The organism is Leminorella richardii (genome assembly GCF_900478135.1).
Taxonomy (GTDB): domain Bacteria; phylum Pseudomonadota; class Gammaproteobacteria; order Enterobacterales; family Enterobacteriaceae; genus Leminorella; species Leminorella richardii.
Genome location: NZ_LS483470.1, coordinates 2,023,375 through 2,048,588, shown reverse-complemented (window position 1 = coordinate 2,048,588; position 25,214 = coordinate 2,023,375). Strand labels below are relative to the sequence as shown.

Sequence of the window (25,214 nt, the reverse complement as noted above, 5' to 3'; positions counted from 1 at the left end):
GAAAGAACGGGCGCTGATGCGCCCGTTTCTGTATGCACTTATATAGCTTATGCACTCATTACTTTTTTGTCGCTGCCTTCAGTCGAGCGACAAAGTCAGCCAGTCTGCGCAGCATCTCATCCGGCTGAGAGTGGTACTCTTCAATGATTTTGACAATGGCCGAGCCGGATATTGCCCCCGCAGCGCCGCTGTCGAGTGCCGCTTTGACCTGAGCGGCTTCAGAGATACCAAAGCCTTGAATCGCCGGTGCGGCATGGTATTCGTTTAAAGCCTGAATCAGGTGTTCAAGGGGCTGATGGGCTTTGTTTTCTGCACCTGTTACCCCAGCACGGGAAAGCAGATAAGTGTAGCCTCGCCCGTGTGTAGCGATTTGACGCAGCAATTCATCGCTGGCGTTAGGAGGGCAGATAAAGATCGGCGCGATGCCGTGACACATTGCAGCGGTTCGAAACGGTTCAGACTCTTCGAACGGCACGTCGGCCACTAACACTGAGTCAACGCCAACCTCAGCACAGCGCGCGTAGAAGGCGTCAATGCCGCGGGTAAACACCAGATTGGCGTACATCAGCAGGCCAATAGGAATATCAGGATGGCGTGCACGGATCTGCGCCAGCAGGTCAAAGCAAAGTGACGGCGTCACTCCAGAGGCAAAGGCGCGCAGCGTCGCGCTCTGAATCGTCGGGCCGTCTGCCAGCGGGTCGGAGAACGGGATGCCAAGCTCTAGAGCGTCGGCACCTGCTTCGATCAGTGTGTCGATAATTTTTAGCGACAGCTCTGGGGAGGGATCGCCCAGCGTGACGAAGGGAACAAAAGCGCCTTCTCCTTTGCTTTTCAGCTGACTAAACAGTTGTTGATAGCGTTCCATCAGATTTCTCCCCGCGCTTTTAAAATGTCGTGAACGGTAAATATGTCTTTATCTCCCCGGCCGGACAGGTTGACCACCAGGATTTGCTCTTTTTCAGGCTCTGCTGCAATCATTTTTAGCGCGTAGGCCAGCGCGTGGGAGGATTCCAGCGCGGGAATAATGCCTTCATGACGTGAAAGCTGTTTGAACGCGTCGAGCGCTTCGTCATCGGTAATGGAAACGTACTCTGCGCGCCCAATGCTGTTCAGATAGGCGTGCTGAGGCCCAACGGACGGAAAGTCCAACCCGGCAGAGATAGAGTAAGACTCTTCGATTTGACCTTCTTCGGTCTGCATCATCGGTGACTTCATGCCGAAGTAGATGCCGACGCGGCCGTGTTTCAGCGGTGCGCCGTGCTGCCCAGATTCAATACCGAGTCCGGCAGGCTCTACGCCAATAAGCCTAACGCTCGGTTCGTCGATAAAGTCAGCGAACATGCCGATAGCGTTAGAGCCGCCGCCGATACAGGCCAGCACCGCATCGGGCAGGCAGTCTTCTTTTTCTTTCATCTGCGCTTTGGTTTCTTCGCCAATCATGCGCTGGAACTCGCGGACAATAGTTGGAAACGGATGCGGCCCCGCAGCGGTACCGAGCAGGTAGTGTGCTTTATCATAGTTGGCAGACCAGTCTCTCAGCGCCTCATTACAGGCGTCTTTCAGCGTGGAAGAACCGCTGTGCACAGGGATCACTTCCGCGCCCATCAAACGCATTCTGAAGACGTTAGGGGACTGACGCTGAACGTCTTTAGCACCCATATATACTCGGCACTTCAGGCCGAGTAGCGCGCTGGCAAGTGCGGCGGCAACGCCGTGCTGGCCGGCACCGGTTTCTGCGATAATCTCCGTTTTGCCCATTCTTTTAGCCAACAAAGCCTGTCCGAGCACTTGGTTTGTCTTGTGCGCGCCGCCGTGAAGCAGGTCTTCTCGTTTAAGATACAGCTTGGTTTTAGTGCCTGCGGTCAGGTTACGGCACAGGGTTAACGGCGTAGGGCGACCGGCATAGTTGGTTAACAGGTCGTGAAACTCTGCCTGAAACTCAGGATCGCTTTGTGCTTTAACAAAGGCGTCTTCAAGCTGCTGTAGCGCCGGCATAAGAATTTGCGGAACGTACATGCCGCCAAATTCGCCGAAATAAGGGTTAAGTAATGTCATGCTATATCCTTTTGTTGTCGACATCAGGGACGTCTCGAATCGTTATAATCTATTAGGTTATCAATAAAATACGTTTAGTAATGACGCAGGGCAGAAAACGCTGCGTGGATCCGATCGCCGCTCTTTTCCCCCGGAGCGCTTTCTACACCAGAATTAAAATCCAGCCCTCTACAGCCTAGTGCGGCCGCTTTAGCTGCGTTATCGGGGGTGAGCCCTCCGGCTAGCATGACGTTGTCTAGCGGTAGGTCGGCTAGCAGTGCCCAGTCGAACGTTTGCCCAGTGCCGCCCGCACCGTTATCCAGCAAGATACGGTCAACGTGGGGTGCGGCCAAAGAGGGAAGCGAGCCGCTGACGCTTTTGGCGCGCCAAATTTGGCAGCCTGAAGGCAGGCTTTGGCGCAACAGGGCGATATAATTATCGTCCTCTTGGCCGTGAAGCTGAACGGCGCTGAGCCCCAGGCGTTCAACGGCCAGCAGGACGCTCTCCTGTTTAGCGTTGCTGAATACGCCAACCCACTGTAGCGGCGCCGCCTGAACGATTTTATTAGCCTGCGCCAGATCGACGTAGCGGGGAGATTTACCTACAAAGATCAGCCCACCGTAAACGGCTCCGGCGCGATAAGCGGCTTCGGCATCTTCTGGGCGAGTTAAGCCGCAAACTTTATTGGCGCCGAGGATCACACGGCGAACGGCCAGATCCAAATCGGGTTCAGACATCAGCGCGCTGCCGATAAGGAAGCCGTTAGCGTACTGGCTTAGCTCTCGCACCTGCTGATAGGTGTGAATACCGGACTCGCTGATAACAATAGTGGACGACGGCAGCTTCGGCGCCATAGTACGCGTGCGATTAAGGTCGATAGAGAGATCGCGTAAGTCACGGTTGTTGATGCCGACGACGCGAGCCTCAAGGGCAACGGCGCGAACGCGCTCCTCTTCATTACTCACCTCCGTCAAAACGCCCATATTGAGCGAATGTGCGACAGCGGACAGCTGCTTGTACTGTTTATCATCGAGCACTGACAGCATTAGCAGAATGGCATCTGCGCGGTAAAAGCGCGCCAGATAAATCTGATATTCATCAATGATAAAGTCTTTACACAGCACGGGCTGATGTACCTGACGGCTGACTAAGGTGAGGTAGTCGAAGCTGCCCTGAAAGTACTTCTCGTCAGTCAATACTGAAATGGCGGATGCAAAGGGGCGGTAGCTTTCGGCAATGGCTCGAGGATCGAAGTGCTCACGGATAAGCCCTTTTGAGGGGGAAGCCTTTTTGCACTCCAGAATAAACACCGCCTTGTTGTCGGTTAGCGCCTGATAAAAGCTGCGGCTGCTGGGCTCTATTTTATGCCGGAAGCTTTCCAGCGGCTGCTTTTGGCGTCGTTCAGCAACCCACTGGTGTTTATCGTTTACGATGCGCGTTAATACGGTTTCCTGCATGATTTATCCTCTCGCTGCCAGCGCTTGAACGCGGTCATAGGCGACGCCGCTGTGAATGATGTCCATGGCCTTTTCGGCGTTTTCTTTTAAGCACTCTTGCCCAAACAGTCGCATCAGAACCGCAACGTTAGCGGCAACTGCGCTGGCGTGAGCCATTTTTCCTTTACCCTGCAGCAGGCGAGACAGAATGTCACGGTTTTCTTCTGGTGTACCGCCCTCCAGATCGGACAGAGCGTGCTGTTCTAGGCCAAAATCGCGATGGCTTAAACGGTACAGATTAATTTCACCATCGCGCAGTTCAGCGACTTCTGTCGGCGCGTGGATGGCTACTTCGTCCATGCCGCCGCCGTGTACAACGGCAGCCTGTTCGTAGCCCAGCACGCGAAGGGTTTCTGCAATGGGAAGCACTAGCTCAGGGCTATAGACGCCAATCAGCGCTTTTTTCGGACGAGCCGGATTGATGAGCGGGCCAAGCACGTTAAACAGTGTGCGGGTTTTTAGCTGCTGGCGAACGGGCATCGCATGGCGAAACCCTGAGTGATACTGAGGGGCAAACAGAAAGCAAACGCCGAGGTCATCCAGCGCCTTGCGAGAGGTTTCTGCCGGTAAGTCCAATTTGATACCCATGGCCGCCAGCAGATCAGAAGAGCCTGAACGGCTTGAGACGCTGCGGTTGCCGTGTTTAGCAATTTTTATTCCACAAGATGCAGCGACAAAGGCGCTAGCGGTAGAAATATTGATACTGTTAGTGCCGTCGCCTCCGGTACCGACAATGTCGGCAAAGTCATAGTCGGGGCGGGGAAAAGGCTGAGCGTCTGCGAGAAAGGCCGAGGCGGCGCCTGCGATTTCATCCGGCGTCTCCCCACGGACTTTCATACTGATCAGCGCAGCAGCCAGCTGTGAAGACTCTAACTCGCCTCTGGCGATAGCGCTGAACAAAGCCTGACTTTCTTGCTGAGTCAGCGCCTGTGCGCGATAAAGCTTATTAAGGATTGACTGCTTGGTATCTTGTGTTTCCATGTTCTTTCGCCGCTCTAGGTTATGTTTTCTACCGTACTGTGGGAAGCACCCACAAAAAAGCCCGCTGAGAGCGGGCTTTTTGGCTATTGCGTTATTTGATGACAAACAGGTGCAAATAGACCGCCCGCTAAGGGAGAGGTCGCCACCAACGAGTCAGTAAAGTGTGTGCTGTCATCATAAGTACCTTCAATGTTATTGCGAAATCTAGTATCGCGTCTCTTTGTACTAGTAAACTAGTTTAAAGTGATGTTGTCAATCTTTTTATCAGGAAAAGTTTGTTTTTATGGTGAATAGGCTCACGCCTTTGCCCAAGCGAGAGTTTGATCCAGCAGTTTTGCGCCTTGCGTCGTTAAAATGGACTCAGGATGAAACTGAAAGCCGCAGACTCTGTGTACATCGTGGCGAACGGCCATAACCGCCTGACGGTAGTGTGCGTTGACAATAAGCTCATCGGGTAGCTCACTGCCTACCAGCGAGTGATAGCGGGCAACGGGCAGCGGTGAGGGAAGGCCGGAAAACATGGCTAGCTCATCGTGAGTAATGGGGGACGATTTACCGTGCAGTATTTCTCCTGACTGCCCGACCTTACCGCCGTAGGCTTCGACAATAGCCTGATGGCCGAGGCAAATGCCGATAATAGGAACCTTTCCCTTGAGCTGTCGCAGCAGCGCGGGCATACATCCCGCCTCGGAAGGTTTTCCCGGCCCGGGAGACAGCATCAGAATAGGCTGGCTCATCCGGCCTATTTGCTGAAGGATAAAGTCGACAGACAGACTGTTTCTGTAAATGCTCACCCGATTACCGCTAACGCGAAGCTGGTCGACGAGGTTGTAGGTAAATGAGTCGACGTTGTCGAGAAGTAAGATATCGGTCATTAGAACATCTCCTTAACCTGGTGCGCGCTGGCGATAGCGCGCAGTACGGCTCTGGCTTTATTGCGTGTTTCATCGGCTTCAGATTGGGGATGAGAATCCAACACTACTCCGGCACCAGCCTGTATGGTGGCGATGCCGTCTTCCACATAGGCGGAGCGAATGACAATACAGGTATCCAACGTGCCGTGGGAGGTGAAATAGCCTACCGCGCCGCCGTAGCTGCCGCGTCGCACCCCTTCATACTGTGCGATAAGCTGCATCGCCTTTACCTTTGGCGCTCCGCTTAGAGTGCCCATGTTCATACAGGCCTGATAGGCGTGCAGGGCGTCCAGATCTTGCCTAAGCGTACCAACCACCCGAGAAACAAGGTGCATGACGAAAGAGTAGCGATCGACCTTGGTCAGATCGGCGACATAGCGGCTGCCCGGTTCACAGATGCGTGCCAGATCGTTTCGCGCCAGATCCACCAGCATAATGTGTTCTGCCAGCTCTTTACCGTCGGTACGCATATCAAGCTCGTAGCGACTGTCCAGATCGCTGTCCAGCGAGCCGTCGGGAAAGCGACCGCGGGGGCGAGTGCCAGCGATAGGATAGATTTCGATCTGACGGCTGTCTGCGTCATACTTCAGGGCGCTTTCAGGAGAGGCGCCAAACAGCGTAAAGTCGTTATCCTGCATAAAAAACATGTAGGGGCTAGGATTGTTTTCTTTCAGCGTCTGATAGGCGGCCAGCGGTGAGGGACAGGGAAGCGTGAATCGTCGGGAAGGGACAACCTGAAAAATGTCGCCCTGCCGGATGGACTGCTGGAGTTCCCTAACGATTTGGCCGTAGGCTTCATCGCTGCGATCGCAGTTAAGCTGCATGCTATCAAGGGCTACAGCGTGGATATCAGACGGCGGTTCACGCAGCTGTATCTGAAGCTCATCCAGTCGCTGCTGTAGGCGCTCTTTTTCTGCATCATCGATGTGTGGCACAAACAGGCTGGCCTGTAGACGAGAAGCCCGGTTTTGGTGATCGAGGATCAGCAGCGTTTCCGCCAGATAAAAACAGTAGTCAGGGCAGCGGCGATCGCAGTCGAGCTGTGGTAAATCTTCAAATCCGGCAACCAGATCGTAAGCAAACAGGCCGCCGAGCAGCATGGCCTCCTTCGATTCAGAGGGAGACTGAACCAGAGATAAAAGCTGGCGAAGCGCGTCAAAAACGGAAAGAGCTTTTAAGCGAGCGTCTTCATCCTGTACAGGATCGGGGCGAGGATAAACTAATTCTCTGAGGCGCGGTGAGCGATTTTTAACGATGTCACTATGCAGCTGAGCGTCTAACAGCGTGAGCAGTCGGTCGCCGTTTTCTGTCAATGCTTGGAGCGTAACGCGCTGGCCTTCAGCTGTGATGCGCATGGCGCTATCGATAACCAGTAGGCTTTTCAGATTCTGTTTACTGTCTATTTCTGCTGATTCAAGCAGCAGTGTCGCCGGGCGCTGATGGCAAAGCTGACTAAAAATGGCGGTAGGATCGCTTCGGTAAGGCGCGTCGACCGTCATAAGCTGTAAAAAAGGTTTCTGTGTAGGCATTGCGTTTGTCACCGTAGTTGTTTCATTTTTCACTAAACGACGGGCACTAAAAAGCCCGCTGAGGTGCGGGCTTTAGGCATTCTTTTTGTCGTCTTGATAACAGCAGAAAGCCGAGTGACCCGCTAAAGCGTATCGGGCCACCACACTAATGTTGCTGCACACTGAGTGCGTAACGTTGCTGAAATCATAGATTGCCTCCAAGTATTTGTGAACTAGTTAACTGGATCGGAAGCGATGTGTCAATGACTTTATGCAGGGAGAATAAAATTCATGGGTGAAGGAAAGAGAAGGCGCTGGCTAAAAAGTTCATTAGGAGTGAAAATAGGCTAGAGTTCACTTTTACGGTAAAGGAAATCTTATAATGAGCGAAATTACGATTGTGGCTACGCTGACAATTAAGAGCGATTTTCAGGCTCCTCTGTTGGAAGCGCTGAAAAAGATTGTAGACAGCAGCAGAGCCGAAGAGGGCTGCTATCAGTACGATCTGCACCAGGACAATCGCAATCCGATGGTATATGTCTTTATCGAGCGCTGGGCTTCACAGGAAGCGCTGGATCTGCACAATCAGTCTGAACACTTTACTTCTTTTGCTCAGTTCACTAAAGGTAAGGTGGAATCACTGGTTATTAACTTGATGCATAAAGTGCACTAAGTTTGCCTGAGGTGTAAAAGCCGATGCCGCTGGCTGAATAACGTCGTTTAACTAGCAAAGCAAATAAGTAATAAAAAACCCGCCAACTGGCGGGTTTTTTGTATCACGCTTGACGATTAGTCGTCGATAGGCGCAGGCCTTGCCGCTGGTGCAGCAGCGCGGTTGGTAGCTGCATGGCCGCCAGCAGAAGCTTTAGAACTCTGTTCGTCAGCCTCAACGACGGCAGGGGAAGCCACATGCGCTTGCGCTACAGGTGCTGGCGAATAATCCTCCATTGGCACCGCAGCAGGCTTGAAGGCCGGAGCGCTTGCAACGTTTTGCGCACGGCTAGCGAATTCCTGAACAGGTGCATCTTCTGTCTTGGTTTCCACTTGAGCGACAGCTACTGGCGTAGGCTTTTCTTCCTGTACCACCGGAGCCGGAGATGCTGCAGGGGCTGACGCGCTGCTATAGCTTTCGCTTTGCAGAGTTTCTATGCCGCTAGGTACGCGAATAGGTTCTGGCGTGGAAATTGAGGTAAGAACGTCCGTCTTTTTCTCAATGGCAGGTTCTGCTTCTACAGAGGCAGGTTCAGCATTTGCTATTTCAGCGGCTGGCTCAACGACTTCCACTTTAGCGAAAGATACCTGAGACGGTACTTCTACCTCTACGCTCTCTACGGCAGTCGTGACGGCCTGAGCAATAGGGGCAGCAACGACCTCTACAGCAGGAGCTGTCTGTTCTACAGGCGCTGTAATGTCAACAGGGGTAATAGCCTGCTGTTCACGATCTTCGGCCTGAGCGGCAGCTTCTTGCTGAGCGATAAGTGCAGCGTAGTTGATAAAGACCTTACCTGACGCCAGTTCAGGTGACGCGGCTGCGGCAGCTAAAGGCATTGGTGAAGCGGTAGGGTATTTCTCATCACGATAGCGACGGCGGCGCTGACCGCTGACGCGCAGGTGACGAGGTGAACGACGTGAGCGGCGAGGCATGCCGTTGTTATCAGCGCCGTTGTTGAAGGTGTTTTTCTCTGTACCTTCGGACGCAGCATCATTTTCCCGCTCGGCCTTGCTTGGCTGAGGAAGCAGCTTGATCTCTTCACCGGAAGACGGCTGACTCGGTGCGCTTTCACTGACGTCTGCGCTGCGCTCTGTCGTAGAAGTACGAACCTTCTGTGACATTTGACGGCGCTGGCGACGCTGAGTTGGCGCTGCTGGTCTTTCTTCTTCGGAGGTTGCGTCTTCAGCTGTGCTTTCTGAAACAGAGTCGTTCTGCTGATTCAGGGCCTGCTGTTGACGTTTCTCTTCATTACGACGACGCTGACGCTCGGCGCGAGTCTCGCGACGGTTTTCGGTGTTCTCGGTTTCAGAATCCTGAGCCGTAGACTGACGATTATTACGGCGCGTGTCCTGATTTGAATCGCGTGCTGGGCGCTCTGAGTTACGGTCACCGCGATCGCTGCGCTCTCCACGCTCACTGCGTTCTTTACGACCGTTATTGCGACGTCCGTTGCGACGATCGGGGCGGTCAGAAGAGGACTTTTCTTTTGTTACTTCAGCAGCCGGTTTTTCCGGTTCTGGAGAGGCGAGCAGGTTTTTCAATCCGCTTACCAGACGGCTGAACAGCCCAGGAGTCGCAGGGGCGCTAGCAGGTACCTGTGGTGCCTTGGTTTCTACCGGAGGCGCGCTGACAGCTGGCATAGAGAAACTGGCTAAGGCTGGCTGCTCAGGAGCTTTACGCTCCAAATAGGTTTCTTCTTCAGATTCGATTTCGCTTTCGTGAAGCTGTGGCAGCATATAGCTGAGCACCTGACTTTCTTCGCCAGGTTTTTTGCGAATAACTTCGTAGTGCGGTGTTTCCATATTGTCGTTAGGTACAACAACAACGCGCACTTTGCCGCCGGAACGGCGTTCAATAGCGTTGATGGACTCGCGCTTCTCGTTAAGCAGGTAAGAGGCGATTTGAACGGGAACTATGGCGTCAACTTCTCTGGTGTTGTCCTTCAGCGCTTCTTCTTCAATCAGGCGAAGGATAGACAGAGACAGAGACTCGTTGTCGCGGATAGTTCCTGTACCGCTACAGCGCGGGCAGATATGGTGGCTGGACTCGCCCAGAGATGGGCTAAGACGCTGCCGAGACATTTCTAACAGGCCAAAGCGGGAAATGCGGCCGATTTGGATACGGGCGCGATCCTGACGAACGGCTTCACGCAGGCGATTCTCAACTTCGCGCTGATGGCGAACCGGTGTCATATCGATGTAGTCGATGACAATCAGGCCGCCCAAGTCGCGCAAGCGAAGCTGGCGAGCAATTTCATCTGCCGCTTCCAGGTTGGTGTTAAACGCCGTTTCTTCAATGTCACCGCCGCGAGTTGAGCGGGCGGAGTTGATGTCGATGGCGGTTAACGCTTCGGTCGTATCGATAACGATTGAACCGCCGGAAGGCAGGCGAACTTCGCGCTGGAAGGCTGATTCAATTTGAGATTCGATTTGATAGTGGCTAAACAGCGGAACTTCGCCTGAATAGGCTTTAATCTTGCTGCTAAAGTCCGGACGACCCAGCGCAGCGATGTGCTCTTTGGCTAGGTCAAGAATCTTGATGTTGTCAATCAAGATCTCGCCAATATCAGGGCGGAGATAGTCGCGGAAGGCGCGAACGATAACGTTGCTTTCTTGATGAATAAGGAACGGAGCAGGGCGGCTTTCAGCAGCTTTTTTAATGGCTTCCCAGTGTTTTAAGCGGAAAGACAGATCCCACTGTAGCGCTTCGGCAGATTTGCCAACGCCCGCGGTGCGAACGATAAGCCCCATGCCGTCAGGCACTTCTAGAGAATCCAGCGCTTCTTTAAGCTCTTGGCGATCGTCCCCTTCAATTCTGCGAGAGATGCCGCCAGCGCGCGGGTTGTTCGGCATGAGCACCAGATAGCTGCCCGCCAGACTAATAAAGGTTGTCAGTGCCGCGCCTTTGTTGCCACGCTCTTCTTTGTCTACCTGTACGATCACCTCTTGGCCTACGTGAACGGCATCCTTGATATTAGGACGGCCGCCGACGCCGGATGAAAAGTATTCGCGAGAAATTTCTTTGAAGGGGAGGAAACCGTGACGCTCTGCACCATAGTCAACGAAGGCAGCTTCGAGACTCTGCTCTACGCGGGTAATTTTTCCTTTGTAGATGTTTGCCTTTTTTTGTTCATGGCCAGGACTTTCAATATCTAAGTCATATAAACGCTGTCCATCAACTAAAGCAACGCGCAACTCTTCCTGTTGAGTTGCGTTAATCAACATTCTTTTCATTAAAAGATACTCATTGTTCTATTGTCCACTGAGTCTGCGAGAGAGGTGTCAAGAGATGGCGTGAACCGACGGCCCCGAGTCTTATCGCAGGATCGTCAACCTCACGGCTGTCGCCTGCACAGGGGCGCATTATCTCGGTAAGCCCGTTTCTGCTTTGCAAAAAACGGCGCTTTTTATCAGGAAAAACGGCGGCTGACGCTAGACTGTCTTGAACCCAACCGATTTTCGCTATAACCATCCAAGCCGCTCGTCGCAGCTCGCTTATTGCCTGATACTCACCGTGTCTTACGCCATTGCCGCACCGTTTGAGCTATCTGCAAATATCATTTTTTGCCCGTCATTCTCAATTTAGAGGAGGCAGGGCAGAAAATCAGCCACATTATTAACTGCCCAAGGCATTATGGCAAGGTGACTTTTGCACTTAAGCATAAAGTTGTGGAAAAGATGTTGAAAACCGCGCGCAGATTACGATCTGCGCCGGGGGATATTTTTTGTCCACAACAAAATTCAGTTCGTTTTATGGCGTAAACAGGGTCATGTTTAAGTGTAGTCATAAAACAATTTTATAGGGGCGTTTTTAGCAAAAAGCGATCGTGCTAGAATCGACGCCATGAAAACACATCAAGCTACAGTACAAATCGTCACCATTGAAGCCGACACGGCCGGTCAGCGCGTGGATAACTTTTTGATTGCACAGCTAAAAGGCGTGCCAAAAAGTATGATTTATCGAATCCTGCGTAAAGGTGAAGTGCGCGTGAATAAAAAGCGCGTTAAGCCAGAATATAAGCTGGAGGCGGGGGACATGTTGCGCATTCCTCCGGTCAGAGTGGCAGAAAGGGCTGAAAACGCTGTTTCTGCCAAACTGGAGAAGGTGGCAGCATTGGAACACTGCATTATTTTTGAGGATGAGCACCTGCTCGTGCTGAATAAGCCTTCAGGAACTGCTGTGCACGGTGGAAGCGGCCTAAGTTTTGGCGCTATTGAAGGTCTTCGAGCTCTGCGGCCAGATGCCCGCTTTCTTGAATTGGTTCATCGCCTTGACAGAGAAACGTCTGGGGTACTTTTAGTCGCGAAAAAGCGCTCTGCGCTGCGCTCACTCCATGAGCAGCTCAGACTGAAAACTATGCAAAAAGACTATCTGGCGCTAGTGCGCGGCCAGTGGCAGTCTCACTGCAAAGTGGTGCAGGCACCGCTGCTTAAAAACGTGCTGCAAAGCGGCGAGCGTATTGTTCGCGTTGACGCCGAAGGTAAGCCTTCAGAAACGCGCTTTAAGGTTGAAGAACGTTTTGCTTTAGCGACGCTGATTAAAGCCAGCCCGGTGACGGGAAGGACTCACCAAATTCGTGTTCATACGCTGCACGCGGGCCATCCTATTGCGTTTGATGACCGCTATGGCGATCGAGAGTTTGATGCAACGTTAGCCGGCACGGGATTGAATAGGCTATTTCTGCACGCGGCGGCGCTGCGTTTTGAACACCCGTCGACAGGAGAGACAGTGCGTGTTGAAGCACCGCTGGACGAGACGTTACGCCACTGTTTATCTGTGTTGCGAAACGCAAAATAACCTAGATGATTTTTAATGAAAAAGGCCGCTGACTGATATGCGGCCTTATTTTTTGCTTACGTTTTCTATCCAAGGTAGATATAGGTGACAATGTCACTTATGTTCAAGCAGAGGATTAACTCCGGCCTCTCTTAGCAGTTCATTGAGAGCAATCAACGGTAGTCCAACGAGAGTATTGGGATCGCGACCTTCCAAGCGGTCAAATAGAGTAATGCCTAAACCCTCAGACTTGAAACTGCCTGCACAATACAGCGGCTGCTCTTTTTCTATATAGGCCACTATTTCAGACTGGCTAAGAAGACGAAAGTGAACAATGAAGGTTTCACAAAGAGTACGGTAGACGTTTGTTTGCGGTATATAAAGGCAAAGCCCTGTATAGAAGGTTACCGCGCTTCCACTAGCCTGAGTCAGCTGAGCAACTGCGTTTTCACGCGTCAGGGGCTTGCCCGTGATGCGCCCATTCAGAACACACACCTGATCTGAACCAATGACCAGCGATTGGGAATGCTGACGCGCAATATCCTGAGCTTTGAGTTTCGATAGTCTTACCACTAAATTCTCTGCGGACTCTCCGGGAAGGGGAGTTTCGTCAACATCGGGCGCCATTGCTGTGAAGGGGAGCGACAGTTTAGCCAGCAAAGACTGACGATAGGGGGACGTAGAGGCAAGGATAAGCGAGGCCATAGGGATTCCGAAACAAAGGTAAAACGGCAGTGTACTCGGTTTATTTTATCAGGCCCAAAAATAAAATAGGCTATTTAGATGATTCCGTTTGTATAAAGAAAAAGGCCTTTCTATTAATAGCCACGAAGTAATAGTCGTGGAGAAATATTGGCGGCTATTTTAAACTGTGCGTCATATAAAGAGCCTAATATGTTAAAAAGCATGTTTACTGCACGCTTTTCCTTTGACTAAAAGCCGTGACAGCGATAATATGCGCGCCCTATGCAAAAGGTAAAATTACCCTTAACTATCGACTCGCTTCGCGCGGCGCAAAAAAGTCTAGACTATGTCGGTGTTTACACCGCAGAGCAGGCTACGCGTTTGGCTGAGTCGGTAGCGAGCGTGGATGGTGACATTGAGGCTGAGCTGTCGTTTTTTATCGACAACCAGCGCTTGGTCGTTCTGCGCGGAGAGGCAACGGTTCCCGTGACGCTCCTCTGCCAGCGCTGCAATCAGCCCTATGCATACACCGTTCAGGCAACGTATTGTTTCAGCCCGGTCAAAAATGATGAGCAGGCAGAGGCATTACCGGCAGGTTACGAGCCGGTCGACGTCGACGAGTTTGGCGAAATCGATCTGCTGGCGCTGACAGAGGATGAACTCATTCTGTCTTTGCCGCTCGTGCCGGTGCATGAACATGAACACTGTGAAGTGTCCGACGCGGACATGACGTTTGGCGAACTGCCTCCTGAGGCGGAAAAGCCAAATCCATTTGCCGTATTAGCCAGTTTAAAGCAAAAGTAACCGAGGAGTAAGGTCGATGGCCGTACAACAGAACAAAAGTACCCGTTCAAGACGTGGCATGCGTCGTTCTCACGATGCACTGACTACCGCTGCAGTATCTGTGGATAAAGCATCAGGTGAAACCCATCTGCGTCACCACGTTACCGCGAACGGTTACTATCGTGGCCGCAAGGTAATCGCTAAGTAATTTTAGGTGATACCTTGGCAAGTCTAACCATTGCGTTAGATGCTATGGGCGGGGACTTCGGTCCCTGCGTCACAGTGCCTGCATCTCTGCAGGCGCTGGATTCTAACCCAACTCTTTCTATCAAACTGGTGGGTTTACCTTCTGAAATTGAGCCTCTGCTCAAATCCGCTTCTTCCGATATTCTCTCGCGTCTTGAAATTGTTCCCGCAGACCTCGTTATTGCAAACGACGCTAAGCCATCTCAAGCTATCCGCAATAGCCGCGGCACTTCAATGCGTATTGCGCTGGAACTGGTGAAAAACGGTTCGGCAATGGCATGTGTGAGCGCAGGAAATACGGGGGCGCTGATGGGACTAGCAAAGCTGACGCTAAAGCCCCTTGACGGAATAAACCGCCCGGCGCTGGTGTCAGCAATCCCAAATCAGCAGGGGGGAGCAACCCTCGTTCTGGATCTTGGGGCGAACGTAGAGTGCGATGGTGACATGCTGGTGCAGTTTGCTGTCATGGGTGCCGTCATGGCGGAAGAAGTTTTACAGGTGGCGAATCCACGAGTTGCGCTGCTGAATATTGGTGAGGAAGAGACGAAGGGGCTTGATAATATTCAAGCTGCTGCCTCTATTCTTAAGAATATTCAGCAAATAAACTATATTGGCTATCTTGAGGGGAATGACCTGTTAACTGGAAAGACGGACGTGCTGGTGTGCGACGGCTTTGTTGGTAACGTCACCTTAAAGACGCTGGAAGGAGTGATTCGCGTTTTCCTGTCGCTCTTGTCCTCAGGAAAGCGGAAACCTACCTGGTGGATGAAGCTTTTTAGCTATTGGTTTAAAAAACGCTTATCTAAACGTTTCGGTCATCTAAATCCCGATCGATATAACGGGGCTTGTCTGTTAGGATTACGCGGTACGGTGATTAAAAGTCACGGTGCGGCAAATCAACAGGCGTTTGCCGTTGCCATAGAACAGGCCATACAGACCGTGGAACGCAGCGTTCCCATGCAAATTGCCGCTCGTCTTCAGGCGGTATTACCAAAGAGTGAATGACATTTCATGTATACAAAAATTCTCGGTACCGGCAGCTACCTGCCGGTACATGTGCGTACCAATGCTGATTTAGAGAAAATCGTGGAAACGAGCGACGAATGGATCGTGTCACGCACGGGCATTCGCCAGCGCCACATCGCCGCGCCGGATGAAACGGTAGCAACAATGGGCTGTCACGCTGCGGACAGAGCGATTGAAATGGCGGGTATCGACAAAAATGATATTGGCCTGATTATTGTTGCCACTACCTCGTCAAGCAACGCATTTCCCAGCGCGGCCTGCGAAATTCAGAACTATTTGGGCATTAAGGACGCCGCCGCATTTGACGTTGCGGCAGCCTGTGCCGGCTTTGCCTACGCTCTGAGCGTCGCCGATCAGTTTATTAAAACCGGCTTTGTAAAAACGGCGCTGGTTATTGGTTCTGACGCATTGAGCCGTACGCTGGATCCGACCGATCGCGGGACGATTATTCTGTTTGGCGACGGCGCTGGTGCGATGGTGATTGGCGCTTCTGAAGAGCCGGGCATCATTTCGACCCATCTTCACGCTGACGGCCGCTATGGCGAACTGCTGACGCTACCTAATCACGACCGCGTCGATCCCAACAAACCAGATTTTCTGACAATGAAAGGCAATGACGTCTTTAAAGTCGCCGTTACCGAGCTGGCTCACATTGTTGATGAAACGCTTGAAGCGAACGGTATCGATAAATCAGAGCTGGACTGGCTAGTTCCCCATCAGGCGAATCTTCGCATTATTTCTGCGACCGCCAAAAAGCTGGGTATGGGCCTGGAAAAAGTGGTTATCACTCTCGACCGCCACGGTAACACATCTGCTGCGTCGGTGCCGTCCGCACTGGACGAGGCGGTGAGGGATGGGCGTATTCAGCGCGGTCAGCTAATTCTACTTGAGGCCTTCGGCGGTGGTTTCACCTGGGGCTCAGCGTTAATTCGATTCTAATAGCATTAGGAATAATAAAACTATGAGTCAATTTGCCGTTGTCTTTCCGGGACAGGGTTCTCAATCTGTCGGCATGCTTGCCGCACTGGCAGAAGAGTTTCCTCTGGTAAAAGAAACGTTTGCAGAAGCGTCAGAAGCGCTTGGCTACGATCTGTGGCAGCTGGTTCAGCAGGGGCCAGAAGCCGAATTGAACAAAACGTGGCAAACCCAGCCAGCGCTGTTGACGGCGTCGGTGGCTGTCTGGCGCGTATGGCAGCAGAAGGGTGGTAAAGCGCCTGCCATGTTGGCGGGACACAGTCTGGGAGAATATTCTGCGCTGGTATGCGCAGGCGTACTGGCATTTAAAGATGCGGTTCGTCTAGTTGAGCTGCGCGGTAAGCTGATGCAGGATGCGGTGCCTGAAGGCACTGGAGCCATGTACGCGATTATCGGCCTCGGTAACGATGAAATCGCCAAGGCGTGTGAAGAGTCTGCGCAGGGGCAGGTTGTTGCACCAGTGAACTTCAACTCTCCGGGGCAGGTTGTCATTGCGGGCAATAAAGAAGCCGTTGAGCGCGCGGGTGCAGCCTGTAAAGCCGCAGGTGCCAAGCGGGCGCTGCCGCTGTCTGTCAGCGTTCCGTCCCACTGTGCGTTAATGAAGCCCGCCGCTGACAGACTGGCTCAGGCATTAAAAGACATTACGTTCAGTGCGCCTGAAATCGCAGTAATCAACAATGTAGATGTAAAGGCAGAAACCAGCGGCGATGCGATTCGCGACGCGCTGATCCGCCAGCTCTACAACCCTGTCCGCTGGACAGAAAGCGTCGAATTTATGGCTTCGCAGGGCGTGACGCACCTATTGGAAATGGGCCCGGGCAAAGTATTGACCGGTTTGACCAAGCGCATTGTAGACAGTCTGACCGCTGCAGCGGTTAACGATCCTGCCAGCTTACAGGCCGCGCTTGAAGGGTAAGCAAAACCAAATTTATCCTAAAGGGGAACTGCATGAAGTTAGAAGGAAAAATCGCTCTTGTTACCGGCGCTAGCCGTGGTATCGGCAAGGCTATCGCACAAAAGCTGGCTGCTGAAGGCGCTCGCGTCATCGGTACAGCAACGTCGGAAAGCGGCGCCCAGTCTATTAGCGAATACTTGGGCGAGCAGGGCAAAGGTATGGCGCTGAACGTCACGGATTCTGCATCGATTGAAACAGCGCTTGAAGCAATTCGTGCGGAGTTTGGCGATATTGATATCCTTATCAACAACGCAGGCATTACGCGTGATAACCTGCTGATGCGGATGAAAGATGAAGAGTGGCAAGACATTATCGATACCAATCTGACCTCTATTTTCCGTCTGTCAAAAGCTGTTATGCGCGCAATGATGAAAAAACGTTGTGGTCGCATAATTACTATTGGCTCAGTTGTTGGTACAATGGGTAACGCAGGGCAGGCTAACTACGCCGCAGCTAAAGCTGGCGTGATAGGCTTTAGTAAATCGCTGGCGCGTGAGGTTGCTTCAAGAGGTATTACGGTTAACGTCATCGCCCCCGGTTTTATCGAGACTGACATGACGCGTGCATTGACAGATGAACAACGGTCAGGCATTTTGTCACAGGTCCCCGCAAACCGTTTGGGTGACGCAAAAGAGATTGCCAGCGCTGCTGCTTTTTTAGCCTCTGATGAAGCTGGATACATTACGGGTGAAACCTTACATGTGAATGGTGGCATGTATATGCTGTAAAGGAACGCTGAAATTTTGTTCGATTTGCGCTAAATTTAGCAAAATAGTTCAAAATTTTTGTTCCGCCAGCCTATATTTGGTTGCATCTTTTTCAACATTGAATAAACTACGAAAACCATCGCGTTAGCGAGTTTTGATAGGAAATTTAAGAGTATGAGCACTATCGAAGAACGTGTTAAGAAAATTATCATTGAGCAACTGGGTGTTAAAGAAGACGAAGTTAAGAACAGCGCTTCTTTCGTAGAAGACCTGGGCGCTGACTCTCTTGACACTGTTGAGCTGGTTATGGCTCTGGAAGAAGAGTTTGATACTGAGATTCCAGACGAAGAAGCAGAGAAGATTACCACTGTTCAAGCGGCAATTGATTACATCACGGCTGCTAACGCGTAATCAGACATATCTATCTAGGCGGTCATTCGACCGCCTAAGTTTTCTCATTTCTAATAACAAGTCATTCCCCCCTCTGGAGGATTCAACGTGTCTAAGCGTCGAGTTGTAGTGACCGGAATGGGCATGTTATCCCCTGTCGGCAACACTGTAGAGACTACATGGCAGGCTCTTCTTGCCGGGCAGAGCGGTATCAGCCTTATTGACCATTTCGATACCAGCGGTTTTGCTACGCGTTTTGCGGGCTTAGTAAAAGGTTTTAACTCTGATGAGTTTATCTCGCGTAAAGACGCGAGAAAAATGGATCCCTTTATCCAATACGGCATTGTTGCCGGCATGCAGGCCATTGCCGATTCAGGCATTGAGATCACGCCGGAAAACGCACCGCGTATCGGTGCCGCTATCGGTTCTGGCATTGGTGGTCTTGGTCTGATTGAAGAGAACCACGGCGCATTAATGACAGGCGGCCCGCGTAAGGTAAGCCCATTCTTTGTGCCTTCGACAATCGTAAATATGATCGCAGGCCACTTGTCTATCATGTTCGGCTTCAGAGGCCCAAGCATTTCCATTGCTACGGCCTGTACATCTGGTGTCCACAACATTGGTCACGCGGCGCGCATCATTGCCTATGGTGATGCCGATGTGATGGTTGCGGGCGGCGGTGAGAAGGCGAGCACGCCATTAGGCGTTGGCGGCTTTGGCGCTGCGCGCGCTCTGTCTACCCGTAATGATGCGCCTCAGGCGGCCAGTCGCCCTTGGGATAAAGACCGTGACGGTTTTGTGCTGGGTGACGGTGCAGGCATTCTGGTGCTGGAAGAATACGACCACGCCAAGAAGCGCGGCGCTAAAATTTATGCTGAAGTTGTTGGCTTTGGCATGAGTAGCGACGCTTACCACATGACGTCACCGCCGGAAGACGGTGCGGGCGCGGCCTTGGCGATGGAAAATGCGCTGCGTGATGCAGGCGTGACACCGTCACAGGTTGGCTATGTTAATGCGCACGGTACGTCAACGAATGCGGGCGATAAAGCAGAGGCTCAGGCAGTTAAAAGCATTTTTAAAGAAGATGCTAAACGCGTGATGGTGAGCTCAACTAAGTCCATGACGGGTCACCTTCTGGGCGCTGCTGGTGCGGTAGAGTCTATTTTCTCTATCCTTGCGCTGCGCGATCAGGCTATTCCACCTACGATCAATCTGGATAATCCTGACGAAGGCTGCGATCTAGACTTTGTGCCTCACGAAGCTCGTCAGGTGAAAGGCATGGAATACGCGCTGTGTAACTCATTTGGCTTTGGTGGAACAAACGGCTCGGTTTTGTTTCGTAAAATATAAGTGAGTGAGCCGCCTAGTTGGTGGCGCTAGAGTAACAATGAGAGCGGCCCGGTATATTCACCGGGCCGTTTTGCTTATAGAATTTGGCACCATACTGTCATACAGTAACCGCATTTTTAAATGACATCTCGATAAAGCGACCGTGGCAATGAAAAAGAAACTTATAGGGATTTTAGCTGTTGCAGTTCTGGCCGGAGCCGCCGGAGCCTTTGCCGGGTATCAGTGGCTGCAAAATTATGCACAAAGGCCGCTAAGCCTAAAAGAACCCATCTATTTTACGCTGCCCTCAGGAACGGGGCAGGCTGCATTGGGTAATCTTCTGGTAGAAAAAGGCGTTGTTAGTGACGTTAAAGCGCTACCGTGGCTATTGCGTCTTCAGCCCGATCTTGGCGGTTTTAAAGCAGGAACTTATCAGCTAACGCCGGAGATGGATATTAAGGCCATGCTGCTGCTGTTTCGATCAGGCAAAGAAGCGCAGTTCTCGATCCGTTTTATTGAAGGAACCCGCATGCAGGACTGGATCCCGCTGTTGGCACAGGCGCCTTATGTAAAACATACGCTAGAAGGAGCCAGTGAAGAGAAGGTCGCCGAGGTATTAGCGATTAACGATCCGGCACATCCGGAAGGATGGCTGTATCCGGACACCTACAACTATACGGCAGGAACTACCGATCGAGCATTACTAAAACGCGCCCACGAGAAAATGAAGAAAACCGTTGATGAAGTTTGGAACGGGCGCGAAGAGAATCTTCCGTATAAAACGCCGTACGAAATGATGATCATGGCGTCTATTATTGAAAAAGAGACCGCGTTGGATTCGGAGCGGGACAAGGTGGCTTCAGTGTTTGTTAACCGAATGCGTATCGGTATGAAGCTACAAACTGACCCAACAGTTATTTACGGAATGGGCAGCCAGTATAACGGCAATATCACCCGTAAAGATTTAACAACGCCAACGGCCTATAACACCTATACCATTGACGGCTTGCCGCCTACGCCGATCGCCATGCCTGGTCAGGCATCGCTGAAGGCTGCCGCGCATCCGGCAAAAACTAACTATCTCTATTTTGTTGCCGACGGTAAAGGCGGGCATACATTTACCACTAATCTGCAGAGTCACAATCAGGCTGTGCGCCAGTATTTGCAAACCTTGCGGGCGGGAAAACAGTAATGAAATCGGGGAAATTCATTGTTATTGAAGGGCTTGAAGGTGCGGGTAAAACAACAGCACGGGACACTGTTGTTGATGAACTGAAGCGCTGGGGGATTGAAAACGTTCGATTTACCCGCGAGCCTGGGGGAACGCCTCTGGCAGAGAAGCTCCGCACTCTGGTTAAAGAGGGTGTTCATGACGAGCCCATTACGGATAAAGCTGAACTGCTTATTATGTATACATCGCGGATCCAGCTGGTTGAGAATGTCATTAAACCTGCGCTAGCGCGTGGGGAGTGGGTTATTGGCGATCGCCACGATCTTTCGTCTCAAGCCTACCAGGGAGGAGGGCGAGGTATTGATGCCGGACTGATGACCACGCTAAGAGACGCGGTGCTGGGCGATTTTCGACCCGATTTAACGCTGTATCTGGATATTCCCCCAGAGCAGGGCTTGGCTCGGGCACGAGCGCGGGGCGAGCTCGATCGCATTGAAAAAGAGTCTTTAGCATTTTTTGAACGCACTCGGGCGCGCTATTTAGCGTTGGCGCAGCAGGATAACTCGATCGTCACTATTAATGCTTCTCAGCCGTTGGACAAAGTAACCGCCGATATTCGTTTAGCAGTAACGAAGTGGCTGGAGAGTCAGGCGTGATTTGGTATCCGTGGCTGACGCCTGCCTATAGGCAGCTTGTTGCCCAGTACACATCAGAGCGTCGCCATCACGCTCTGTTGCTGCAGTCTGTACCTGGATGCGGGGATGAATCCCTGATCCAGGCGTTAGGATACTGGCTGATGTGTGAAAATCCTCAGGGAGAAAAAACCTGTGGAGTCTGCCACAGCTGTCATATGATGAAGGCGGAAACTCATCCTGACTGGCACGTCGTTGAACCAGAAAAGGGGAAGGCTACGATTGGTGTTGAAGCCGTGCGTCAGCTGACTGAAACGCTCTATAACATGTCTCAGCAGGGTGGTTCGAAGGTCGCATGGATCCGCGGCGCTGAGCGGCTGAGTGAGGCGGCGGCGAATGCGCTGCTAAAAACTCTCGAAGAGCCTCCCAAGCAGACTTACTTTCTTTTGTCCTGCCCTGATTCTGCACCGCTGCTGCCGACTGTCCGCAGTCGATGCCTGCACTGGCAGCTTTCCTGCCCAGATGAAGCCTTTGGTATTGAATGGCTGCGCAGGCAGGGGAATGTACCTTCAGAGGTAAACGTTTTACGTACCGCGCTTCGCTTAAGCAACGGTGCACCGCCCGTTGCTCAGGCAATGCTGGCTTCTGGAGACTGGGCTGCGCGTGCGGAACTATGTAAAGAGCTAGCTTTATCTTTTGAGCGCCGAGACTTGCTAGCGTTATTGCCGCTGCTTAATCAGGATAATGCTGAAGAACGTATCCATTGGGCGGTGTCGCTGCTGTTGGACGTTATGAAGCAGCAGCAGGGAGCCAGCGCTTTTGTGGTCAATCAGGATGCACTGGAGGCTATTCAGCGCCTGTCTGCCATCATGTCGCCTTTATTGATTAATCTGACAGTACAGCGCTGGCTTGACTGCCGATATCAGTTAATGACTGTGGCAGGCATCAATCGTGAGCTTTTATTAACCAATATGCTAAGCCAAACGGAACGCGAAGCGGCTTAGGATCAGTTTTCTCGAGTTACCTTTCTTATGTATTTAGTTGATTCACACTGCCATCTTGATGCTCTGGATTTTGACAAGCAGGGCACTGATTTGGATGGCGTTCTGGCCGGAGCTGCACAGCGCGATGTTCATGCGTTTCTGGCGGTTTCTACAACGCTTTCCGGCTTTCAGGCACTCCGTGAACGGGTTGCCCACTATCCTAACGTTTTTCTTTCCTGTGGCGTTCATCCGCTCGACCTTAAGGAAGCGTATAAGGTAGAGCAGCTTAAAGCGCTCGCAGAGGATCCGCGCGTTGTTGCTCTGGGAGAAACGGGGCTGGACTACTACTATCAGCAGGACAACCTGCCTCAGCAGCAGGCCAGCTTTCGCCAGCATATTCAGGTTGGCAACGTTCTGAACAAACCGGTTATTGTACATACTCGTGACGCTCGTAAAGATACGCTAGCCATTCTGAAAGAAGAAGGGGCTAGGGACTGTGGCGGTGTGCTGCACTGTTTTACAGAAGACTGCGAAACGGCAAAGCAGCTGTTGGATATTGGCTTTTATATTTCATTCTCTGGGATCGTGACGTTTCGCAATGCGGATGCCCTACGGGAAGCCGCTCGCTATGTCCCGTTAGACCGTATGCTGATTGAAACTGACTCTCCTTATCTGGCTCCGGTGCCCCACAGGGGAAAAGAGAATCGACCTGCCTATGTCAGGGACGTGGCTGAATATCTGGCCGTTTTAAAGCGCGTTGAGCTTGAAACGCTGGCTGAAATAACCACGAATAACTTTCGTCAGCTCTTTCACGTCGAGCTGCCATAAACGAAAAAAGAGAGGAGAGCGTTCGCTTTCCTCTCTTGTCAATCTTGCGCCAATCCTGTTAATATGCGCGCGCCTTCACCAATACCGCGTTTAATTTCCTCCATTTTTACGCTTTTTTCACCTATTAGATAAAACGTGCGCCTGTTTCAGGTTCGACCGCCTTTTTTGACCATTACTCATCGGGCGCTGTTGTCGCATAGAGAAACCGCACGTGTTTGACATAGGAGTCAACGCGATGAATGGACAATCAAGAAAATATGGCAGAACTTATCACTATCCGTTTTCACCCGGTACAACCAGTGACGACCGAATTAATGACCAGTGGTGGAGCGACGTTTCCCTCATAGAGGGACTGGTGCATACCGAAAAGCTAGATGGTGAAAATAACTGTTTGAACAGATACGGGGTTTTTGCCCGTTCCCACGCGGCGCCGACACAGTCGGCCTGGACGCAAAAAATACGTCAGCGCTGGGCATTAATCAAAAATGATCTGAACGATATTGAGATTTTTTGGCGAGAATTTATACGCCATTCATTCCATTGAATATCGTCACTTGGAGCATGACTTTTTCGTTTTTGCCGTGCGTTGTAAAGATTGCTGGCTGAGCTGGGAAGAAGTGAAGTTTTATGCTGCACTGTTTGATTTCCCTCTGGTACCTGAGCTAGAGATAGCCACGACCGATAGTAAGGCGGAATTTGGTCAATTGATTGTTGAAAAGGCCAGTGAGCCGAGTCGTTTTTTGTCGTGGGATACGCAGATGAATCTCCTCTGTTCGATGGAAGGGATCGTTAGCCGCAATCGGGATGAATATCCCGTAGATGCGTTTATGAATAACGTTTTTAAATATGTGAGAAAAAATCACGTTAAGACAGACGTACACTGGAAGCGAAACTGGAAACGGGCACCGCTTTACTATGAGCGTCAGTCACAGGGAGGGGAACATGAACTGGCGATTTAGTGAAGACAGGTCGTGGCTATTTTTGACCCAGCATTTCCCTTTTTTTGCTGATATGCACGGAGTGATGCAGGATCCTGAGCATCACGCGGAAGGAGACGTGGCTGAGCACACTCAGCGTGTGCTTAACGCACTGGTATCGCTACCGGAGTATCAGACGCTTTCTCCGCTGCGCCAAGAGACTGTTTGGACAGCCGCTGCACTGCACGACGTTGAGAAAAGAAGCACTACTCGGCGTGATGAAAACGGTCGTTTTGTTTCTCCGGGTCATGCAAGAAAAGGGGAACTGAGTGCGAGAAAAATCCTGTTTCAGGATGTACCCACGCCGTTTACCCTGCGCGAGGAAATCGCGGCGCTGGTTCGCTATCATGGATTACCCCTGTGGATTATGGATAAGCCGGATCCTCAGAAAGCGCTGTTTGCTGCCTCATTGCGCTGCGATACCGTACTTTTGACGATGTTGGCTAAAGCCGACGTGTTAGGACGAGAGTGTCGCGATCGAGCATCGTTGCTGGAGCGTACCGAACTCTTTGAGTTGTACTGCCATGAGCAAGAGTGCTGGCAGCAGGCTAGATCGTTTCCGTCAACGGAGGCTCGATTCGTCTACTTCTCAAAAGAAGGTGGGCAGCCTGACTATCAGCCTTATGGTGATTATGGAAGTGACGTCACGCTGCTTTGTGGCCTTCCCGGAATGGGAAAGGACTGCTACCTAAAACAGCACGGCAGTGATTTACCGGTGGTCAGTCTAGACGACATTCGCCGTCAGCATCGAATTGATCCCGGAGACAAGACGTCTAACGGATGGGTTGTTCAGCAGGCAAAAGAGCAGGCAAGACAGCTGCTTCGGCAGAATCGGGCGTTTATCTGGAATGCGACAAACCTAACGCAGTCCCTCCGTCAGCAGCTGATATCGCTGTTTACTGCCTATCGGGCAAGGGTCAAGATTGTCTATATCGAAGTGCCTTTTGTCCGCTGGAAAATGCAGAATGCAGATCGTCAATATCCCGTAGCGGAGCCTGTTTTAACCCGAATGCTGGATAAGCTGGAGGTGCCTGCATCCTATGAGGCACATGAGGTTGTCTACTTTACGGATGACAAATAAAAAAACCGCCCGTTTTAAATCGGGCG

23 protein-coding genes, 1 pseudogene and 1 other annotated feature are annotated in these 25,214 nt (G+C 51.7%); of the genes and pseudogenes, 16 read left to right on the top strand and 8 right to left on the bottom strand.

What is annotated here, in order from left to right:
- Window positions 1-58: 58 nt before the first annotated feature.
- From trpA to DQM29_RS09400, 6 genes are all read right to left on the bottom strand, one after another.
- Entirely contained in the window at window positions 59-865 is an 807-nt protein-coding gene (trpA, locus tag DQM29_RS09425; RefSeq protein WP_111740452.1) for a tryptophan synthase subunit alpha, read from the bottom strand.
- Window positions 865-2,055 (bottom strand): tryptophan synthase subunit beta, encoded by a 1,191-nt coding sequence (gene trpB, locus DQM29_RS09420; protein WP_111740451.1) that lies wholly within the window; start codon window positions 2,053-2,055, stop codon window positions 865-867. Before trpB ends, trpA begins: the two co-directional genes overlap by 1 nt.
- A 74-nt stretch (window positions 2,056-2,129) precedes the next feature.
- On the bottom strand, window positions 2,130-3,491 hold the full coding sequence (gene trpCF, locus DQM29_RS09415) for a bifunctional indole-3-glycerol-phosphate synthase TrpC/phosphoribosylanthranilate isomerase TrpF (protein WP_111740450.1): 1,362 nt from the start codon (window positions 3,489-3,491) through the stop codon (window positions 2,130-2,132).
- Window positions 3,492-3,494: 3 nt separating this feature from the next.
- Window positions 3,495-4,511, bottom strand: a complete 1,017-nt coding sequence (trpD, locus tag DQM29_RS09410) for an anthranilate phosphoribosyltransferase (protein WP_111740449.1) — start codon at window positions 4,509-4,511, stop codon at window positions 3,495-3,497.
- Between the two features lie 51 nt (window positions 4,512-4,562).
- Window positions 4,563-4,665: a sequence feature (Trp leader region), on the bottom strand.
- 142 nt (window positions 4,666-4,807) lie between these two features.
- Window positions 4,808-5,386 (bottom strand): glutamine amidotransferase-related protein, encoded by a 579-nt coding sequence (locus DQM29_RS09405; protein WP_111740448.1) that lies wholly within the window; start codon window positions 5,384-5,386, stop codon window positions 4,808-4,810.
- Window positions 5,386-6,954 carry an anthranilate synthase component 1 gene (locus tag DQM29_RS09400; RefSeq protein ID WP_111740447.1) on the bottom strand — a complete coding sequence of 523 codons (1,569 nt, stop codon included), beginning with the start codon at window positions 6,952-6,954 and terminating at the stop codon, window positions 5,386-5,388. Before DQM29_RS09400 ends, DQM29_RS09405 begins: the two co-directional genes overlap by 1 nt.
- Before the next feature lie 361 nt (window positions 6,955-7,315).
- Between DQM29_RS09400 and DQM29_RS09395 the strand changes: the two genes are divergently transcribed.
- Window positions 7,316-7,606 carry a putative quinol monooxygenase gene (locus DQM29_RS09395; protein ID WP_111740446.1) on the top strand — a complete coding sequence of 97 codons (291 nt, stop codon included), beginning with the start codon at window positions 7,316-7,318 and terminating at the stop codon, window positions 7,604-7,606.
- Between the two features lie 116 nt (window positions 7,607-7,722).
- Here DQM29_RS09395 and rne read toward each other — a convergent pair whose 3' ends face one another.
- Window positions 7,723-10,878, bottom strand: coding sequence for a ribonuclease E (gene rne / locus DQM29_RS09390; RefSeq protein ID WP_111740445.1), 3,156 nt, complete (start codon window positions 10,876-10,878; stop codon window positions 7,723-7,725).
- Window positions 10,879-11,488: 610 nt separating this feature from the next.
- Here rne and rluC point away from each other — a divergent pair.
- A complete protein-coding gene (gene rluC, locus DQM29_RS09380; RefSeq protein ID WP_111740443.1) occupies window positions 11,489-12,442 on the top strand; it encodes a 23S rRNA pseudouridine(955/2504/2580) synthase RluC in 954 nt (317 codons plus the stop codon).
- A gap of 93 nt (window positions 12,443-12,535) precedes the next feature.
- On the opposite strand, the gene DQM29_RS09375 is transcribed toward rluC, so the two are convergent.
- On the bottom strand, window positions 12,536-13,126 hold the full coding sequence (locus tag DQM29_RS09375; RefSeq protein ID WP_111740442.1) for a Maf family protein: 591 nt from the start codon (window positions 13,124-13,126) through the stop codon (window positions 12,536-12,538).
- Between the two features lie 261 nt (window positions 13,127-13,387).
- On the opposite strand from DQM29_RS09375, the gene yceD reads away from it, so the two are divergent.
- The 14 genes and pseudogenes from yceD to DQM29_RS09305 all read left to right on the top strand — a co-directional run bounded on the left by yceD (window position 13,388) and on the right by DQM29_RS09305 (window position 25,188).
- Complete coding sequence (gene yceD / locus DQM29_RS09370) at window positions 13,388-13,909, top strand: 23S rRNA accumulation protein YceD (protein ID WP_111740441.1); 522 nt, start codon at window positions 13,388-13,390, stop codon at window positions 13,907-13,909.
- 16 nt (window positions 13,910-13,925) lie between these two features.
- A complete protein-coding gene (rpmF, locus tag DQM29_RS09365; RefSeq protein WP_111740440.1) occupies window positions 13,926-14,096 on the top strand; it encodes a 50S ribosomal protein L32 in 171 nt (56 codons plus the stop codon).
- A gap of 14 nt (window positions 14,097-14,110) precedes the next feature.
- On the top strand, window positions 14,111-15,139 hold the full coding sequence (gene plsX, locus DQM29_RS09360; protein ID WP_111740439.1) for a phosphate acyltransferase PlsX: 1,029 nt from the start codon (window positions 14,111-14,113) through the stop codon (window positions 15,137-15,139).
- A 6-nt stretch (window positions 15,140-15,145) separates the two neighbouring features.
- A complete protein-coding gene (locus DQM29_RS09355) occupies window positions 15,146-16,099 on the top strand; it encodes a beta-ketoacyl-ACP synthase III (RefSeq protein WP_111740438.1) in 954 nt (317 codons plus the stop codon).
- A 22-nt stretch (window positions 16,100-16,121) separates the two neighbouring features.
- A complete protein-coding gene (gene fabD, locus DQM29_RS09350; protein WP_111740437.1) occupies window positions 16,122-17,051 on the top strand; it encodes an ACP S-malonyltransferase in 930 nt (309 codons plus the stop codon).
- Between the two features lie 32 nt (window positions 17,052-17,083).
- The gene (gene fabG / locus DQM29_RS09345) at window positions 17,084-17,818 is read left to right on the top strand and encodes a 3-oxoacyl-ACP reductase FabG (RefSeq protein ID WP_111740436.1); all 735 of its coding nucleotides are present in this window, start codon (window positions 17,084-17,086) and stop codon (window positions 17,816-17,818) included.
- Between the two features lie 153 nt (window positions 17,819-17,971).
- Window positions 17,972-18,208 carry an acyl carrier protein gene (acpP, locus tag DQM29_RS09340; RefSeq protein WP_111740435.1) on the top strand — a complete coding sequence of 79 codons (237 nt, stop codon included), beginning with the start codon at window positions 17,972-17,974 and terminating at the stop codon, window positions 18,206-18,208.
- Between the two features lie 87 nt (window positions 18,209-18,295).
- Complete coding sequence (gene fabF, locus DQM29_RS09335; protein ID WP_111740434.1) at window positions 18,296-19,537, top strand: beta-ketoacyl-ACP synthase II; 1,242 nt, start codon at window positions 18,296-18,298, stop codon at window positions 19,535-19,537.
- Between the two features lie 148 nt (window positions 19,538-19,685).
- Window positions 19,686-20,708 (top strand): endolytic transglycosylase MltG, encoded by a 1,023-nt coding sequence (gene mltG, locus DQM29_RS09330; RefSeq protein WP_111740433.1) that lies wholly within the window; start codon window positions 19,686-19,688, stop codon window positions 20,706-20,708.
- Window positions 20,708-21,343 carry a dTMP kinase gene (gene tmk, locus DQM29_RS09325; protein WP_111740432.1) on the top strand — a complete coding sequence of 212 codons (636 nt, stop codon included), beginning with the start codon at window positions 20,708-20,710 and terminating at the stop codon, window positions 21,341-21,343. Before mltG ends, tmk begins: the two co-directional genes overlap by 1 nt.
- Window positions 21,340-22,323 (top strand): DNA polymerase III subunit delta', encoded by a 984-nt coding sequence (gene holB / locus DQM29_RS09320; RefSeq protein ID WP_111740431.1) that lies wholly within the window; start codon window positions 21,340-21,342, stop codon window positions 22,321-22,323. Before tmk ends, holB begins: the two co-directional genes overlap by 4 nt.
- Before the next feature lie 27 nt (window positions 22,324-22,350).
- Window positions 22,351-23,130: a metal-dependent hydrolase gene (locus tag DQM29_RS09315; RefSeq protein ID WP_111740430.1), complete on the top strand. Its 780-nt coding sequence runs from the start codon at window positions 22,351-22,353 to the stop codon at window positions 23,128-23,130.
- A 235-nt stretch (window positions 23,131-23,365) separates the two neighbouring features.
- Window positions 23,366-24,089, top strand: a pseudogene (locus DQM29_RS09310) (RNA ligase family protein).
- Window positions 24,073-25,188 carry an AAA family ATPase gene (locus tag DQM29_RS09305; RefSeq protein ID WP_111740429.1) on the top strand — a complete coding sequence of 372 codons (1,116 nt, stop codon included), beginning with the start codon at window positions 24,073-24,075 and terminating at the stop codon, window positions 25,186-25,188. Before DQM29_RS09310 ends, DQM29_RS09305 begins: the two are co-directional and overlap by 17 nt.
- Window positions 25,189-25,214: the final 26 nt, after the last annotated feature.